This is a genomic window from Paenibacillus sp. FSL R7-0313 (assembly GCF_037969885.1).
Lineage (GTDB): Bacteria > Bacillota > Bacilli > Paenibacillales > Paenibacillaceae > Paenibacillus.
This window is the reverse complement of record NZ_CP150219.1, coordinates 4,525,866-4,541,560: the sequence shown is the minus strand read 5'-3', so window position 1 is coordinate 4,541,560 and position 15,695 is coordinate 4,525,866. Positions and strand designations below refer to the sequence as shown.

16 protein-coding genes are annotated in these 15,695 nt (G+C 46.5%); 13 read left to right on the top strand and 3 right to left on the bottom strand.

The genetic code is table 11. From position 1 onward, the window contains the following. The first annotated feature begins 10 nt into the window (after positions 1-10). From NSQ38_RS19845 to NSQ38_RS19830, 4 genes are read left to right on the top strand one after another with little or no spacing between them, the layout of a single operon-like run. Positions 11-322, top strand: a complete 312-nt coding sequence (locus NSQ38_RS19845) for a bZIP transcription factor (protein ID WP_047844338.1) — start codon at positions 11-13, stop codon at positions 320-322. 1 nt (position 323) lies between these two features. Then, a complete protein-coding gene (locus tag NSQ38_RS19840) occupies positions 324-665 on the top strand; it encodes a hypothetical protein (RefSeq protein WP_339783744.1) in 342 nt (113 codons plus the stop codon). 26 nt (positions 666-691) lie between these two features. Beyond that, complete coding sequence (locus tag NSQ38_RS19835) at positions 692-1,459, top strand: peptidoglycan recognition family protein (RefSeq protein ID WP_339783742.1); 768 nt, start codon at positions 692-694, stop codon at positions 1,457-1,459. 1 nt (position 1,460) lies between these two features. Next, positions 1,461-1,760, top strand: a complete 300-nt coding sequence (locus NSQ38_RS19830; RefSeq protein WP_091020963.1) for a hypothetical protein — start codon at positions 1,461-1,463, stop codon at positions 1,758-1,760. Positions 1,761-2,107: 347 nt separating this feature from the next. Here NSQ38_RS19830 and NSQ38_RS19825 read toward each other — a convergent pair whose 3' ends face one another. Next, positions 2,108-3,022 carry an AraC family transcriptional regulator gene (locus NSQ38_RS19825; protein WP_339783740.1) on the bottom strand — a complete coding sequence of 305 codons (915 nt, stop codon included), beginning with the start codon at positions 3,020-3,022 and terminating at the stop codon, positions 2,108-2,110. 217 nt (positions 3,023-3,239) lie between these two features. Between NSQ38_RS19825 and NSQ38_RS19820 the strand changes: the two genes are divergently transcribed. From NSQ38_RS19820 to NSQ38_RS19790, 7 genes are all read left to right on the top strand, one after another. After that, positions 3,240-4,115, top strand: a complete 876-nt coding sequence (locus tag NSQ38_RS19820; RefSeq protein ID WP_339783738.1) for a fumarylacetoacetate hydrolase family protein — start codon at positions 3,240-3,242, stop codon at positions 4,113-4,115. A 21-nt stretch (positions 4,116-4,136) separates the two neighbouring features. After that, complete coding sequence (gucD, locus tag NSQ38_RS19815) at positions 4,137-5,603, top strand: alpha-ketoglutaric semialdehyde dehydrogenase GucD (RefSeq protein ID WP_339783736.1); 1,467 nt, start codon at positions 4,137-4,139, stop codon at positions 5,601-5,603. Between the two features lie 16 nt (positions 5,604-5,619). Further along, entirely contained in the window at positions 5,620-7,596 is a 1,977-nt protein-coding gene (locus NSQ38_RS19810; RefSeq protein ID WP_339783734.1) for a YjhG/YagF family D-xylonate dehydratase, read from the top strand. Positions 7,597-7,658: 62 nt separating this feature from the next. Then, entirely contained in the window at positions 7,659-9,275 is a 1,617-nt protein-coding gene (locus NSQ38_RS19805; protein WP_339783732.1) for a glycoside hydrolase family 43 protein, read from the top strand. 402 nt (positions 9,276-9,677) lie between these two features. Then, entirely contained in the window at positions 9,678-10,901 is a 1,224-nt protein-coding gene (locus tag NSQ38_RS19800; protein WP_339783730.1) for a sensor histidine kinase, read from the top strand. After that, positions 10,898-11,545 carry a response regulator transcription factor gene (locus NSQ38_RS19795; RefSeq protein ID WP_339783729.1) on the top strand — a complete coding sequence of 216 codons (648 nt, stop codon included), beginning with the start codon at positions 10,898-10,900 and terminating at the stop codon, positions 11,543-11,545. The genes NSQ38_RS19800 and NSQ38_RS19795 overlap by 4 nt, the downstream gene beginning before the upstream one ends. A gap of 112 nt (positions 11,546-11,657) precedes the next feature. After that, entirely contained in the window at positions 11,658-12,932 is a 1,275-nt protein-coding gene (locus tag NSQ38_RS19790) for a choline esterase (protein ID WP_339783727.1), read from the top strand. A 161-nt stretch (positions 12,933-13,093) separates the two neighbouring features. Here NSQ38_RS19790 and NSQ38_RS19785 read toward each other — a convergent pair whose 3' ends face one another. After that, positions 13,094-13,450: a DUF3221 domain-containing protein gene (locus tag NSQ38_RS19785; RefSeq protein ID WP_339783725.1), complete on the bottom strand. Its 357-nt coding sequence runs from the start codon at positions 13,448-13,450 to the stop codon at positions 13,094-13,096. 171 nt (positions 13,451-13,621) lie between these two features. Here NSQ38_RS19785 and NSQ38_RS19780 point away from each other — a divergent pair, with 171 nt between their 5' ends. Continuing rightward, a complete protein-coding gene (locus NSQ38_RS19780; protein ID WP_339783724.1) occupies positions 13,622-13,924 on the top strand; it encodes an immunity 53 family protein in 303 nt (100 codons plus the stop codon). Positions 13,925-13,965: 41 nt separating this feature from the next. Then, entirely contained in the window at positions 13,966-14,697 is a 732-nt protein-coding gene (locus tag NSQ38_RS19775) for a hypothetical protein (protein WP_339783722.1), read from the top strand. Between the two features lie 112 nt (positions 14,698-14,809). Here the strand turns inward: NSQ38_RS19775 and sdaAA are convergent, their stop codons facing one another. Continuing rightward, positions 14,810-15,685 (bottom strand): L-serine ammonia-lyase, iron-sulfur-dependent, subunit alpha, encoded by an 876-nt coding sequence (gene sdaAA, locus NSQ38_RS19770; protein ID WP_339783720.1) that lies wholly within the window; start codon positions 15,683-15,685, stop codon positions 14,810-14,812. Between the last annotated feature and the right edge of the window lie 10 nt (positions 15,686-15,695).

Below are 15,695 nucleotides of genomic sequence, written 5' to 3'. Positions count from 1 at the left end.
AGTGATAGATATGGATGTAGGGGTAATCACAGCAGTCGTCGGTCTTGTTAGTACAGCTGTATCCGGTGTAATCGGCTATGCCAGTGGTAAAAGTAACAACAAAGTGACTGACAGGGAACTGCTCTCCAAAGACGAGCAAGCCTTCCGTGAGAGGTTGATTGAAAGGTTGACCTCATCCGAAGAAAAGATTGAACTACTGAGCAACGAAGTGATCACGCTCCGCCAGGAAAATATGGAACTTATTACAGAGAACAGACTACTAAACATCAAAGTAGAGCAGTTAGTAGCTCAACTCTCAACACGGAGGGGAGATGTAGCATAGGGTGAGAAATTTTTTAATTAATGCTTTCTGGAACGATGGAGACGGATTTTCTGCAAAGGATTTTTTAATGGTACTATTCGGAGGTTTGTTCGCGTTGTTTCTAACAATTGCATTCTTTGCACCATTCTTAGGAGCGGCGGTGAGTGCTGTATCCTTAGAGGCGATTAATAGCTTAAGTACGGTGGTCATGACTATTGTTGGCGGAGTATTTGCCGTACAGACTGTGAAAGAGTTCAAAACTACCAATTCAGAAACTCCCCTTACAGTGCCTGAGCATTCTCTAGTAGAAAGTGTCCTTACTGTGGAGGGAACTAAAGTAGATAATACACCGAAAATTCAATAGAAAGGGTGAACCAGATGACTTTTAAAATGAAATACACTATCGAGCAACGGTATCTGCCTAACAATACCAAGAGACGTTCCGGTATCAAGAATCAGGGAATTAGCTTTATCGTGGCACACGATACAGGTAACGATGGAAGTACAGCGGCAGGTAACGTGAACTACTACATGAACTCCGCTAATGTCCAAAGTGCATCGGCGCATACCTTTATCGATGATGAAGTAATCATTGAGTGTGTGCCCCTCACAGAGAAGGCTTGGCATGTCCTTTACAACGTAAAGACTGACAATGATCTTTACGGATTCGATTCTAATGATCGTGCCATCGGCGTAGAGCTTTGTTACTCCAATAAGAAGGGTAGCATTAATAACACAGAGTCTTACAAGCGTTACGTTTGGTACATGGCATACCTCTGTAACAAGTTCAAACTGGATCCTCTGAAATGTATCTCAGGACACAACGAACTTGACCCCAATCGTAAGAGCGACCCTTACAAGAACGCCTTGAAGATTATGGGCATAAGCAAGACGAAATTTCTGAATGACGTGGTAGCGGAATTTAAGGATTGCACTACGACTCAAGTAAATGTACCACAAAATACAGTATCGGGGGATGACGAACCAATGAAACTTGATAAATGGGCGGTAGACATGCTCGTGAACGCACTGACTAATTTTAAGGCTAAGGGCTACTTTACAGACGAAGCTTGGATCACTAAAGCTAAGAACGGGACTCTGACAGCCGCAGAACTAGCGTTTCTGAATACCATTCTGATTGCCAAGGCGGTGAAGTAATATGGTTACATTGAATGCAGTACTTACTACAGCCGTAGCCTCAGTTGGCTTGTGGTTGCTTTTGGCGGGCTTAACTGAAGCTCTTACAGAGGTAGTTAAGACAGTTCTCCCAATTAAGGATAGAGCTACATATGGTGTGTCAATCGTAGTCGGCGTTGGTTTAGCAATCTCATTCGGATTGAATCCATTCGGACTGACCGGAATTTCCGCATACACATCGATGGTAGCTGCTGGATTGCTGGCATCCCGTGGAGCGAACTACCTGAATGGTTGGTTGAAACGATTTGGTATTCATCACTAACTGTTTAAGATGAAAAAACCGTTCATCCGTTACTCGGGTGAGCGGTTTTTTATCCGTTTTCTATTCTAAACGAAGTGATGAAGCACTAATAAATTGAAGGCTTTGTCCAATCAGTATTGGGTTCACATACCCGTTTGGTTATAAAGCCATGTTAACCGCAACAGGGTATAATCCTGACTGGTATTTCAAGCATCTGTGCAGATTCAATTTGAAAACGCATCCGTGAAGTTCTGCCAATCAGATGAACTCGACTGAATATCTGTTATAAAAGAAAAGTATATAATTACCCAACAATGATAGCGCTCTCCAAACATACCGACAGGTGTCGCTTGTACTACTATTATTCTTCAATCATCCGCAACGTTGGCTTCTCCGGCCTGCTGAGAATGACTGCGGAATTCACTTGGAGCGATGCCTGTCCACCGCTTGAACTGGCGGCTGAAATGCGCATTAGTCTTATACCCCAGCATCATCGCAATATGGTCTATGTTCAGGTCCGTTTGTTTTAACAAGCGCTGCGCTTCGTTCAGAAGGGTTTCGGATAGAAACTTGCGCGGAGCGATGCCGTATACCTGCCGAAATATACGATTAACCTGTGACGGGCTAATGCTCAGTGATTTGGCAATATCCTGAATCCAGGTTCGCTCACTCTCCTGAATCTCCCCGTGAAGATGGATATATCTTACCGAATCCTCAATGTGCTCGGAAATCTGATGGGCAATGGTTTCTTTTCTCGACAACGTAACGGATGCTTGCTGAGATAACTGGCCGACCAGGGAGCCAAGCAGTTCAAACACAGCGGCATGTACCTTCATTTGTTTGGAAGAAGATAGCGAACTCGACAAATTCTCTGTTGCCAGATTATACAAGGTAGACAGGGAAGAGGACAGCCCCAGAGCCAAATTCGAATTTGCCGGATAATAGATGTCTTTGCAACGGTTAAGTTCCCTGCAAAAGGACGTATCGTGTATGCTGAAATGCACCGAGAAATAAGTGAAACCCTCTGGTCCGGCTCCGGTGCAAGAATGGGTCATACCAGGCCGGATGAACAGAAGGTCGCCAACCGACTGATGATAAGACTGCCCGTTGACAACCATGTTCATCTGCCCGTCCATCATCCAGTGGACTTCATACATTGAATGTTCGTGAGACGGATAAGTCCAGCTGGAATCTACTTTTCTTGCGTGCAGCCCCAATAGTTGAAAAGACATGCGAACATCGGGCAGACGACCTAAATACACAGCATCCGAAAGCTTGGTCACAGCAAGCCAACCCCCTTGTACTATTCTATATACCAACATCCTGTCATCGGAGTGCCCTCGTAAATCATCATTAGTTCAACGGATCTAACCTCATCTTAACAGAAAAAAAATGCGTGAAAAGGGTAAATCGTCGGAGTGATTAGAACATCGTCATGAACCATAGCGGGTGCTATGGTAGTATTATCAACCCGATGGGGAAAAATGGAGGCAAGCTTGAATGAGAATTATTCGATTTCTGGACGGACAACAGAAGTGGCTGGCAGCCGTTACGGATGATGAACAAGCCTATCGTTTGCCGCAAGCAGATTTTATGACTTTGATCTATCAAGCAAGAAAGCAGGGGATTTCCCCAGTTCACCTTGTTGAAAGCGCTTTTAAACCGTTAAACAAGTTAACTGACGATTGGACTTCCTTGCATCTGATCACGCCACTTGAAGCTCCGGAAGTATGGGCGGCGGGTGTGACTTATCAGCGCAGCCGGGAAGCGCGAAATTATGAAGCGACGGAAGGTAAGCTGGATGCAAAGACCTTTTACGATAAAGTTTATGATGCCGAAAGGCCGGAGATCTTTTTTAAATCCACAGCAGCCCGCACTATAGGACCGCTTGAGGCAGTCACGCTTCGCAGCGATTCCAATTGGCAGATCCCGGAGCCTGAACTGGGCTTGGTGCTTGCCGCGGATGGCAGCATTGTGGGATACATCGTTGGCAATGACATGAGCTGCCGCGATATTGAAGGGGAAAACCCGCTGTATCTGCCGCAAGCAAAAATGTGGCGTAATTCCTGCTCTATAGGTCCGGCCATTCGTCTAGCGGAAACGGTGCAGAATCCATATGCGTTCAGCATTGTCTGCGAGATATATCGCGAAGGTGAAATAGTTGTCAAAAGCGAGGCAAGCACAAGTGAGTTAAACCGAAAACTCGATGAACTGGTTTCTTTTCTGGCCAGAGATAACGAACTGTTTGACGGTACGGTGTTATTGACAGGCACCAGCATTGTGCCACCCAATGATTTTACACTTGCACCCGGGGACCGCATTGAAATATCCATTAGCAATATCGGGACACTGATTAACCCTGTCATTTCAAACTAATGTATAAGGAGGATGAATAGGATGACTACATTTCAGGTAGAGCAGACATACAGCAATTACATTAACGGAGAATGGGTGAAGGCGACGTCCGGCGAAACCGAACCAAGCATCAACCCGGCGAATCGGAAGGAGGTAGTTGGCTACGTACCCACCTCCGGCGTAGAGGATCTGAACCGGGCTGTTGCAGCCGCGAAAGAAGCAGCAAAAGATTGGCGGAGGTTATCGGGTGCGGAACGCGGCAACTATCTATTTCAAGCAGCCAATGTGCTGGAACGCCGGGCCGATGAAGTTGCAGAGGCGATGACCAGAGAAATGGGCAAAACACTCCCAGAAGCCAAAGGAGAGACACTGCGCGGTGTCGCGATCTTAAGATATTACGCTGGAGAAGGCATGCGAAAAACCGGTGATGTCATTCCATCAACGGACAGCGAAGCGCTGATGTTTACGACCCGCGTACCCCTTGGCGTTGTAGGGGTTATTGCTCCTTGGAATTTCCCAGTAGCCATTCCGATTTGGAAAACGGCTCCGGCCTTGATCTACGGCAATACGGTTGTGTTGAAGCCGGCTCAGGAAACTGCGGTCACCGCCGCTAAAGTCATGGAGTGTTTTGAAGAGGCAGGCATCCCGGCAGGTGTTCTTAATCTGGTATGCGGCAGAGGCTCAGTGATCGGATCTGCACTTGCTGAGCATCTGGATGTGGGGGGAATAACGTTCACAGGCTCCAATGAAGTGGGCAAACGGGTCGGCGGCGCAGCACTGGCACGTGGGGCCAAGTATCAACTTGAAATGGGCGGGAAAAACCCGATTATTATCGCGGCTGACGCTGACCTGGATTTGGCTGTGGAAGCCACCATCAGCGGTGGGTTGAAATCGACCGGGCAAAAATGTACGGCCACCAGCAAAGTCATTATTGAACGAAAAGTATACGATGCCTTCAAAGAAAAGCTGCTCTCGCAAATCCAGGAAATCCGGCTGGGTGACGGCATGTCTGCTGGAAGCTGGATGGGTCCATGTGCAAGCGAAGGACAGCTCAATACCGTGCTGAGTTATATTCAAAAAGGCCAAGATGAAGGTGCTATTCTTCTCGCTGGCGGAAAAAGAGCGGACGGTCCGGGACTGGAAGAGGGATTCTATGTGCAGCCGACCGTATTTGAAGGGGTCGAATCCCATATGTCCATCGCCCGGGAAGAAATCTTTGGCCCGGTCCTTGCCTTGATTGCGGTAGATTCCCTGGAGGAAGCGATCGAAGCGGCTAATGACAGCGATTACGGCTTAAGTGCTTCCATCTATACACAAAACGTCGGAGCCATGCTTTCTTTCATCCGGGACATGGATGCAGGACTTGTCAGAATTAATGCAGAAACGGCCGGCGTAGAGCTTCAGGCTCCGTTCGGCGGAATGAAGATGTCAAGTTCACATTCCAGAGAACAGGGGCAAGCGGCTATCGAGTTTTTCACGGCCATCAAAACGGTCTTTGTGAAGTCATAAACTGTGGGAGGCAACCATGTACGAACAGATTACGTCGATTATGGGAGAGACGGCATCCAACTGCTTTGATATCATATCCCATGCTCCAGGGGCTGCCGGACGTCTGCCTTTAACGGATGATTTGCTGCGGAATGCTCCAAGCGGCGACTTGTTCGGCATGTCCCAGAATGTCGGAATGGGCTGGAAACCCGGGGAATTGAACGGAAAACAATTTCTGATCTTGAGTACACAAGGTGGCATACGCAACGAAGACGGCAGCCCGGCAGCACTCGGTTACCATACGGGCCACTGGGAGGTCGGCCTGCTGATGAAGGCTGCCGCAGAAGAACTGTCAAGCCGGGGAGGAATCCCGTTTGCCGGATATGTCAGCGATCCGTGTGACGGCAGATCACAGGGGACAACCGGCATGTTTGACTCGCTTCCGTACCGGAACGATGCCGCTATGGTATTTCGCAGACTGATTCGCTCTCTGCCAACGCGTAAAGGCGTGCTTGGTGTCGCCACTTGTGACAAAGGTCTTCCAGCGATGATGCTCGCACTTGCCGGCATGCCGCAATTGCCTGGCGTAATCGTTCCCGGTGGCGTCACACTTCCGCCTACCGATGGAGAGGATGCCGGTAAAATTCAGACCATCGGTGCACGGTACGTCAACGGGGAGCTTTCTCTGGAAATGGCGTCCGATTTAGGATGCCGAGCTTGTGCTACACCGGGAGGAGGCTGTCAGTTTCTAGGTACCGCGGCTACAGCCCAGGTTGTAGCCGAGGCAATGGGTATGACAGTGCCACATGCCGCGCTTGCACCTTCCGGGCAGCCCATCTGGTTTGAAATGGCGCGCCAATCGTCACGTGCACTCATCCATATGGAGTCTCAGGGGATGAGGATGGCAGACATTGTCACGGATGCATCCATTCGCAATGCGATGACCGTTCATGCTGCGTTTGGCGGATCGACCAATCTGCTTCTTCACATACCGGCGATTGCCCATGCCGCCGGTTTAACCGTACCCACGGTACAGGACTGGATACAGGTCAACAAAAATGTTCCGAGGCTGGTTAGTGCCCTGCCAAACGGACCCATCTTTTATCCGACCATACGTGTCTTTCAGGCCGGAGGTGTACCAGAGGTCATGCTTCACCTCAGACAGCTGGGTCTGTTGGATGAGTCTGTACCAACGGTTACAGGTACGTCATTGGGTCAGGTACTGGACTGGTGGGAATCGTCGGAACGCCGTCATCTCATGCGGAAACAGTTGAAAGAGCAGGACGGCATCGATCCGGACAGTGTCATCATGAGTGTAGAACACGCTGAGCGGCTTGGAATCTCTTCGACCGTAACATTTCCAACCGGGAATATCGCTCCGGAAGGTTCTGTCATCAAATCCACCTCTATTGATCCTGATGTGCTGGATGAGCATGGCGTATACCGTCATCGCGGCAGAGCAAAGGTATTTACCACCGAACGTGAGGCGATCCATGCGATTAAGACCGGAGGTATTCTGGCTGGCGACGTTGTTGTGCTTCTCGGGCGAGGTCCATCGGGAACCGGTATGGAGGAGACGTACCAGCTTACATCTGCGCTTAAACATTTGCCTTTTGGCAAATACGTGTCACTGATTACGGATGCCCGGTTCTCCGGTGTTTCCACCGGAGCGTGTATTGGTCATGTTGGCCCCGAAGCGCTGGCAGGCGGACCGATTGGCAAACTGCGGAACGGAGACCTGATTGACATCGCGGTTGATCGTAACACGCTGGAGGGCAGCATTAACTTTGTCGGAGAAGGAGAGATCGAGGTTTCTCCGGAAGAAGGTGCTATCATCCTGGCACAAAGGTCCTTTCATCCCGATATGAGGCCTGATGAAGCTTTGCCGGATGATACAAAGCTCTGGGCTGCATTGCAATCGGTCAGCGGTGGGACTTGGAGAGGGAATGTATATGATGTAGAGCGGATCATAACCGCCCTGGAAGCCGGCAAAAAAGCGCTGGGCTGGTACTGATATCCACCTTTTGTGTATCTGTTGTTGTACAGATCATTACTTTCATACCGGAGGTTTCTTCCATGAATAAGATCAAGAAAATGATCACCAATCCCATCCTTCCCGGTTTCCATCCCGATCCGTCCATATGCCGAGCAGGGGAGGATTATTATATCGCTACTTCCACCTTTGAATGGTTCCCTGGTGTACGGATTCACCATTCCCGGGATCTGGTTCATTGGCGGCCCATCGCTTCTCCGCTGACTCGTGTAACGCAGTTGAACATGGAGGGCAACATTAATTCCGGAGGCGTATGGGCACCCTGTCTTAGTTACGACAACGGTGTGTTTTACCTGATCTACACCGATGTCAAAAGCCGGGTAGGCGCTTTTAAAGATACCCACAATTACCTAGTAACCGCAACGGATATCGAGGGGCCTTGGTCAGATCCGGTGTATTTGAACAGCAGCGGTTTTGATCCTTCCCTGTTTCATGATGAAGATGGGCGTAAGTGGCTGGTCAATATGATCTGGGATCACCGTAAGGGCAACAACCGGTTTGCAGGCATCGTTCTTCAGGAATATTCCGTTCAGGAACATAAGCTGGTTGGTCCTGCGGTGAACATATTTAAGGGAACCGCATTAGGACTGACCGAAGCACCCCATCTGTACAAACACAAAGACTATTATTATCTGATTACGGCTGAAGGAGGAACCGGTTATGAGCATGCGGTTACAGCAGCACGTTCCCGTACGTTACAAGGCCCTTACGAGGTCGATCCTGCCAATCCGATCCTCACTTCATACGGCAGACCGGATTTAGCTCTGCAAAAGGCAGGCCACGGTAGTCTAATCGAAACGCATACCGGTGAATGGTACATGGCTCATCTGGTCGGACGACCCGTTCATCACAAATATTGCATTCTTGGACGTGAGACCGCACTTCAGCTCTGTACGTGGAGTGAAGACGGCTGGCTGAGACTTGCGAGCGGTGACCGATATCCGGAGGTTCAGGTGCCTGCACCGATGATCCCGTCCCATCCGTTTGAGCCGATTGCTGAAATGGATCATTTCGATCACTTTGAGCTTCGGCATGATTGGAATACACTTCGCATTCCACCCGATTCGAGTTGGTTCAGCTTGACGGAACGTCCCGGTTACTTGCGATTGCACGGCATGGAGTCGATGAGTTCAACGCATAGGCAAAGTATAATCGCACGGAGACTTCAGGCCTTGGAGTGTGAAGCCGAGACGTGTCTGGAATTTGCGCCGGACCATCCACAGCAAATGGCAGGATTGATTTTGTACTACGATACCCAGGACTATCTCTATTTACGTGTAACGTATCATGAAGAGAAAGGACTGTGCCTGGGGATTATTCAGTCCAAATACGGGGTATACGACGAACTGCTGGAGGATATTCCGCTAGAGTCGGGGAACATGCTCCGTTTAAAGGCTGTGGTGGATCAAGATCGCGCCCGCTTTTACTATGCGTTAAATAGTGATTCATCCTGGAATACAGCAGGCGAGTGGGTTGATATCACACATCTGTCCGATGAATCTCCGGAGTATATCCGGTTTACGGGAACCTATATCGGTCTTTGTGTGCAGGATCTTGGCGGAACCCGAAAACATGCCGATTTTGATTACTTTTTGTATAAAGAAACCAAGCATGCAGCTGGTGTATTGGAAAACATGTAACGATCTTTTTGGAAGGAAAAGGGGACACTCCAAAGAGGACCAAATCACATATTTATCCATGTGAAATTAAAAGTTATCAGCGGGTTTTAATTTTAAAAAGGCATATTATTCCATATAATTCAGTTGATATCGTTAAGGGTAATAATGGAAACGAGCATGAAATGAAAATGGGTAGTATAGCAGCAGAATAGAGGAATACATGTTCACAGAAGAAATGGATCATGGGATAGTGCGGGGCGATAAGGCTGCGTGGAATCGTGACGATTCTGCTGGGGCTGGACTTCGAGACACTTCGTACATTAACATAGATGGAGTGAGATAATGATCGGTACAGTAATGTACCGTTTTTTTTGTGTTTAGAGAGATTGTTTTATAAATAGTACCTGATAGAGGTGATCAAGCATGAGTGATTATTCGATAAACAAACCGTATACAAGCTCCCGATCTGATATTCAAAATGTTCTGCGTGATTCTCGTTTGCCTGCTTTGATCTGGGGCATATTGATTTATTTTTCTGCATTGTATTCCCAGCTACCGATGTTGCCCACATGGTTTGAATTTATGATGTTTACAGCTCTCATTCTGGTTCACATTCTGCTGCATTGGTATGCCGGATACGTTGTTGATCGAAGACCCTGGATTTATTTTGTGACACAAGGATGTATTGTCTGGGGGTGTGCATTATTCATGCCTAATGCTCATTCTCTCATCTTTGTAAGTTTATTGACGGCTTTGGCGGGTCAGAGTATTGGCGTATACGCTCAACGGATGAAGGTGCTCCTAGTATGTACCTTTTATTGCACCTTGTTTTCTGTCTCCCTGGTTTGGCTCGGGACTACCGAGGATTTGCCATCTACAGTACCATCGCTCTTCTTTATCATGTTTTTCGTAATCGGCTATGCCGCTTTGTTCTATAAACAAGTTCGTGCCAAATTGCGAACCCAGTCGTTTTTACGTGAATTGGAACGAGCACACAGGAAAGTGGAGGAGCTAACGATTGCCAATGAACGTCAAAGGATGGCCCGTGATTTACATGATACCTTGGCACAAGGGCTGGCAGGTCTTATCATGCAGCTTGATGCCGTGGATGCGCATTTAGAAAATGATAATAACCATCGTGCCCACGAGATTGTTCAGTTGTCAAAAGCCCAAGCAAAGCGCACGCTTTCAGAAGCGAGAAGCGCAATTGACGACTTGCGTTCGTATTCTGCAGAGGTCATAGATATTTCTAAAGCAGTGAAGGAAGAGGCTGAACATTTCTCACATATAACAGGGATTCGTATTGTCACTCCGTTATCAATGCCCCATCTGGTGGTGCCGAAGTTGATCTTCGAACATAGCTTACATATCATCCGAGAATGCTTGGCCAATACAGCTAAACATGCTAATGCTACGAATGTAGAAGTAATGGTTGCTGCACGGGAAAACGAAATCGAGCTAAGCATAACGGATGATGGAATAGGGTTCGATACCAACCTCATCGAGAAACAATCCGGTAGTTATGGCTTAATTGGCTTATATGAACGAACCCGAATTATGGGCGGGGAGATCGAAATTGAAAGCGGAAAGCAGGGAACCAAAGTTTCTGTTCGCATTCCATTACAACAGGAGGACACCACCGTATGACAATCAAGATTCTTATTGTGGACGACCATTTCGTCGTTCGGGAGGGACTTAAGCTGATCCTGGAAACCAATCAAAGGTACGAGGTAGTTGCAGAAGCATCTAACGGTGCGGAAGCGGTTCGACGGGTGGATACTTACAAGCCGGACATTATTCTATTGGATCTAAACATGCCTGAAATGGGCGGCCTGGATACCATGACAGCGCTCAGAGCTAAAGGAATGGATATACCGATCATTATTTTGACTACATATAACGAGGATGAGATGATGATCCGCGGACTGGCGTTAGGTGCCAAAGGGTATTTGCTGAAGGACACGGGACGAGAAATGATATTTCGTTCAATTGATGCAGCAATGCGAGGGGAAACGTTGCTATTACCGGAGATCAGCGAGAAAGTATTTGCTCACAAGGCATCAGGAAAGGCGAAAGAGTCACCTTCATCGAAAATATCACTTACAAACAAAGAGCTGATCGTACTTCAAGCGATTGCCCGTGGCTCTCGAAGTAAAGAGATCGGCTTTGATATGGGCATATCCGAACGGACTGTAAAGACTCATTTAACGAGTATCTACAATAAATTGGGTGTGGATTCGAGACCGCAGGCCGTCGCCGTCGCGGTGGAGCGTGGAATATTGCATTTATAATCGAACGTTTCATAGATTTGCCCGATCGTACATGTGGGGATTGCCCTTTTGTACGATTTTTTATTTTTTTCCTCCGTTTATGATAGATGCATGAATACAAATTGGAGGAAAAATGATGAAAAAAAGACTGACAACGATTCTGGCAACTGTTCTCTCACTGACCATGCTCTCCGCCTGCAGCAGCACTAATAGCGGGACTTCCACACAGGAGGAAATTCCTAAACCTGAAAATAGTGTTGCTTCTGATCAGAATGAGTTTCCGAAACCAATGGGAAGTTATACGGTCGGACGTACACAGATGGACTTCAAGTACACAGCATCTAACCATTCAGAAAGAGAACTGACGGCATTATTTTTCTATCCGTCAGACAGCAATGAGGGCAAGCCGACGGCAGAGTATGCATTTCCGGAGTTTCATTCACTAAGGGATGAGCTTTTGGTTAGATTAGGAGGAACGGCGGGTGGTGAGCAACTTTTTGATTCCAATTTCAAGACATGGTCTTATGACGATCTGGCCTTGTCTGAAAAGGAAAAACAATATCCGGTTTTATTCTTTGTTCATGGCGCGGGCGCTTACCCACAGCAAGGCACTTTGTTCGCTCAAGACCTGGCAAGCGCTGGCTATATTGTGGTATCCATCGGCCATGCCGAAAGTGGTGTGTACAAACTTAAAGATGGACGAACGGTTGGGTTGTCAGAGACATTTATGGACGAAGTAACGAAATACGGAATGGAAGCGGCCACCCTAACACCACCTGAAATTGTGACAGAGAAGCTTGAGGAAGAAAAAGCTATTGAGATTGCTCGCAAATTAACTTCGGCGCCTGAAGCAGTCAAGTTTGCAAAATATGCCGTTTTACAGAGCGAGGATATTCGATATGTTGCAGATAACTTGTACAAAATGAATACAGGTGACATGGAATCCATGTTTAAAGGCAGATTACAGCTTGATCTCGGTATGGGTGTGTTCGGACATTCTTTTGGAGGAACGACAGCGGCAATTGTTAGCCGTGACGATGACCGATTTGTCGGCGCTGTAAACCTTGACGGTAATATGTTAGGTGCCTTAGATAGCGATTTTAAGAAACCTTTCATGCAGCTTAGCACCGTGCTAGCCTATAATACAAATGCATTTCTTCTTGAATCCAACAGTAAGGACACCTACTTTGCCATTATTGATAATGTAGTCCATGGTGACTTCTCCGATTCCTTGTTTACAACTACGGATAAAAAATCCAGAGGAACCCGAGACGCGATGGAACAGCGCAACATCATCACTTCTTATACAAAGGCGTTCTTTGATAAATATATGTTGAAAAAGGATACGGATATTGACAGCCTTACCTTTGACGGCGTAGAGATGATTAAGAAACCTCAAAAGCCTTAGTATTGATTTGCCTGGAGTTTTCAGAAGGGGTAACGAGAGAAGAGGGGGACGGATTTAACCCTGCGAGATTTAACTCCGAACTCTTAAAACCAAAAAGATAAAAGACCTTACGTTCGTGGAAACGTTAAGGTCTTTTTATCTTTTGGGCAATCGAAGAATTCTTAGCCTATTTGTTCAATACTCACAACCGTTCTAATGGGTGGCGAGGGTTCTAGTTGGTCAAAGCCAGCAGTGATCCTTACTCTTTGCCCTACTTCAAATATTTCATATGTTTCTCTATCGACCAAATAATACGAAGCTTCCTGGTCTTGTGCTAGTCCTATAAAATCCTCAAGATTTCCATTCTCCAGGTCTTCCTTACTTATATTTTGTAGTACAAGAAATTTGTACTTGTCATTTTCATCTGTTTTAAATACTACAGTGCCCTCGAAAACTGGATAATTCTCTTTCTCATCCTTGTTAGAACAGCCCGCAAGTATAATCATACTAATGAAGATAAATAATGTTATTTTTTTCATAATAACCTCCTTGATTTGAAATAAAGTTTTCCCCTTGCTTTTAAGTATACCCTACATAAAAAAAGCAAATTATTACTAAAAGATAATTCATACGAAAAAAGCATGAAACATGGCATAAGGATTCCTTTAAATAATAAGTCCCTAGAGTAGAAAAAACAAAAAGAGGTCACGATGATGGATACCCTAAAATGGATTCAAAGCTGGTATTATGAAAACTGTGACGGTGATTGGGAACATTCATACGGTGTGCGAATTGATACGGTGGATAATCCTGGTTGGTCTGTCGAGATCGACTTGAAGGATACATATTTAGAAGATGCGCCATTTGATTCGATTGAAGAAGAGAGAAATGAAGAAGATTGGTTCTACTGTATCGTGAGAGATCGCGTGTTTCACAGTGCAGGGGGAGCAAAAAATTTAGAAGAGATGCTTGATTGCTTTAAAAATTGGGCTTCAAGTTTGGAGAAAAGTTAATAGTGTACTTACCATCGGGAGTAATCTAAGGAGAGAACCAGATGTATCTAAAAGGATTCAATTTGGATTTACCGTATATTGTAGATGATGAAAATATTGAATCTATAATGAAAAAACAAAAATGTGAGTACAACGAAGCAACGAAATTAGATTATGCGTTGAATTGGAAATGGAAAAGACGCTCTTTTAGTTTGGAAACTCGCTGTATTACAGCGATGTATGAACGTCTGTTGGGGAAATACAAAACGAAAGATTGTTGGAAAGTCCTAATAGAGTGTGTAGAAAACATTACGGATGAACGTATTGTTAACGTTTCTGGTGTGTGTTCGGTACCAATCCAATTTAGTTTGAATGACTTTAGTGGAAAAAATGAGTTGGAGAAAAAAAAGGCTACGCTTCGACTGCTAATGGAGGGCATAGAGAAACTTGCTCTACGTAATAATTGGGAGGTTGATCCATTTAGGGAGATAGCTTTGCAAATAGAGGCGTTAGGTTATGTAAATGAATGGACTTGGAGAAAAACCGTAAAGAGTCCCAATAAGAAGTACAATGCTAAAGTCATATGTCATCATAATTTAGAAAGCATGGATATATTCCTATCTATTTTACAACGAGATGGTACGCAAGTACTTTTAGAGAAGGTCATATCAGAACAACCAGATGAATTCGCCTATGCTAAACATCTAGGTGAACTTACATGGGTATCTGATTTTGAAGTTGCTTTAATTAATAAAAATGGCACTGAACAATTTTCTGCAACCCTAGAGCATTAATTATTTTGCCGCTAGAAAACATTGTCCAGCTGGTGTTATGGTCCCTTTTATTATTAGGCATGCATTTATCTTGAGGTTTTTATTCCTCTCGTATAAATGACATGCCTGTTCTTTATTTGTGCTGTAAATCCCTTGTGATTTTGCGTCCCGTTGGTGTCTGGGCGAGGCCGCCGCCGGCTGTTTCGCGAAGAGATTCAGGCATCGCTGATCCAACCTCCAGCATGACCTGCACTACCTCATCCGAAGGGATGACGCTGCGTACGCCAGCAAGAGCCATATCGGCGGCTCCCAGAGCAGTAATTGCACCAAAGCCATTACGCACGATGCATGGTATCTCGACCAAGCCGGCTACCGGATCACAGATTAGGCCAAGGGTGTTTTTCAGAGCAAGTCCAACGGCATGAATCGCCTGTGAAGGGGACCCGCCCCGGATATCCACCAACGCCCCGGCTGCCATCCCGATGGCAGAACCCACTTCCGCCTGACAACCTCCTTCCGCACCAGAGATGAACGAATTGTTGGCGATGACGTAACCAATGGCTCCAGACGCGAACAGGCCGTAAACCATTTGTTCATCAGACCACCCAAACCGTTCCTGGCTGCTAATAAATACACCGGGAATGATGCCGCAGGAACCCGCCGTCGGTGTAGCAATAATTCGACCCATCGAGGCGTTGACCTCAGAAACTGCAAGGGCGTAACTCATCGACAGACTGGCATGATCGCCGAGTAGGGACTGTCCATCTGTACGATAAGCCATCAGTTTCCGGGCATCTCCTCCAGTCAAGCCGCTTTTGGAAGTAGTATCGGTATGCAGACCTTGATGCACCGCACTTTTCATAATTTCATAGTATTCTTGCATTTGGTTTAAGACAGCATCCTTGTCTTCGCCCGATTCATGACATTGCTCTTCCAGCATGAGCTGGCCGAGTGTGAGATTACGGGTCTCCGCCAGTTCAGCAAGTTGTTTTAAGGTTCGAAAATTCATTGGCGAAACT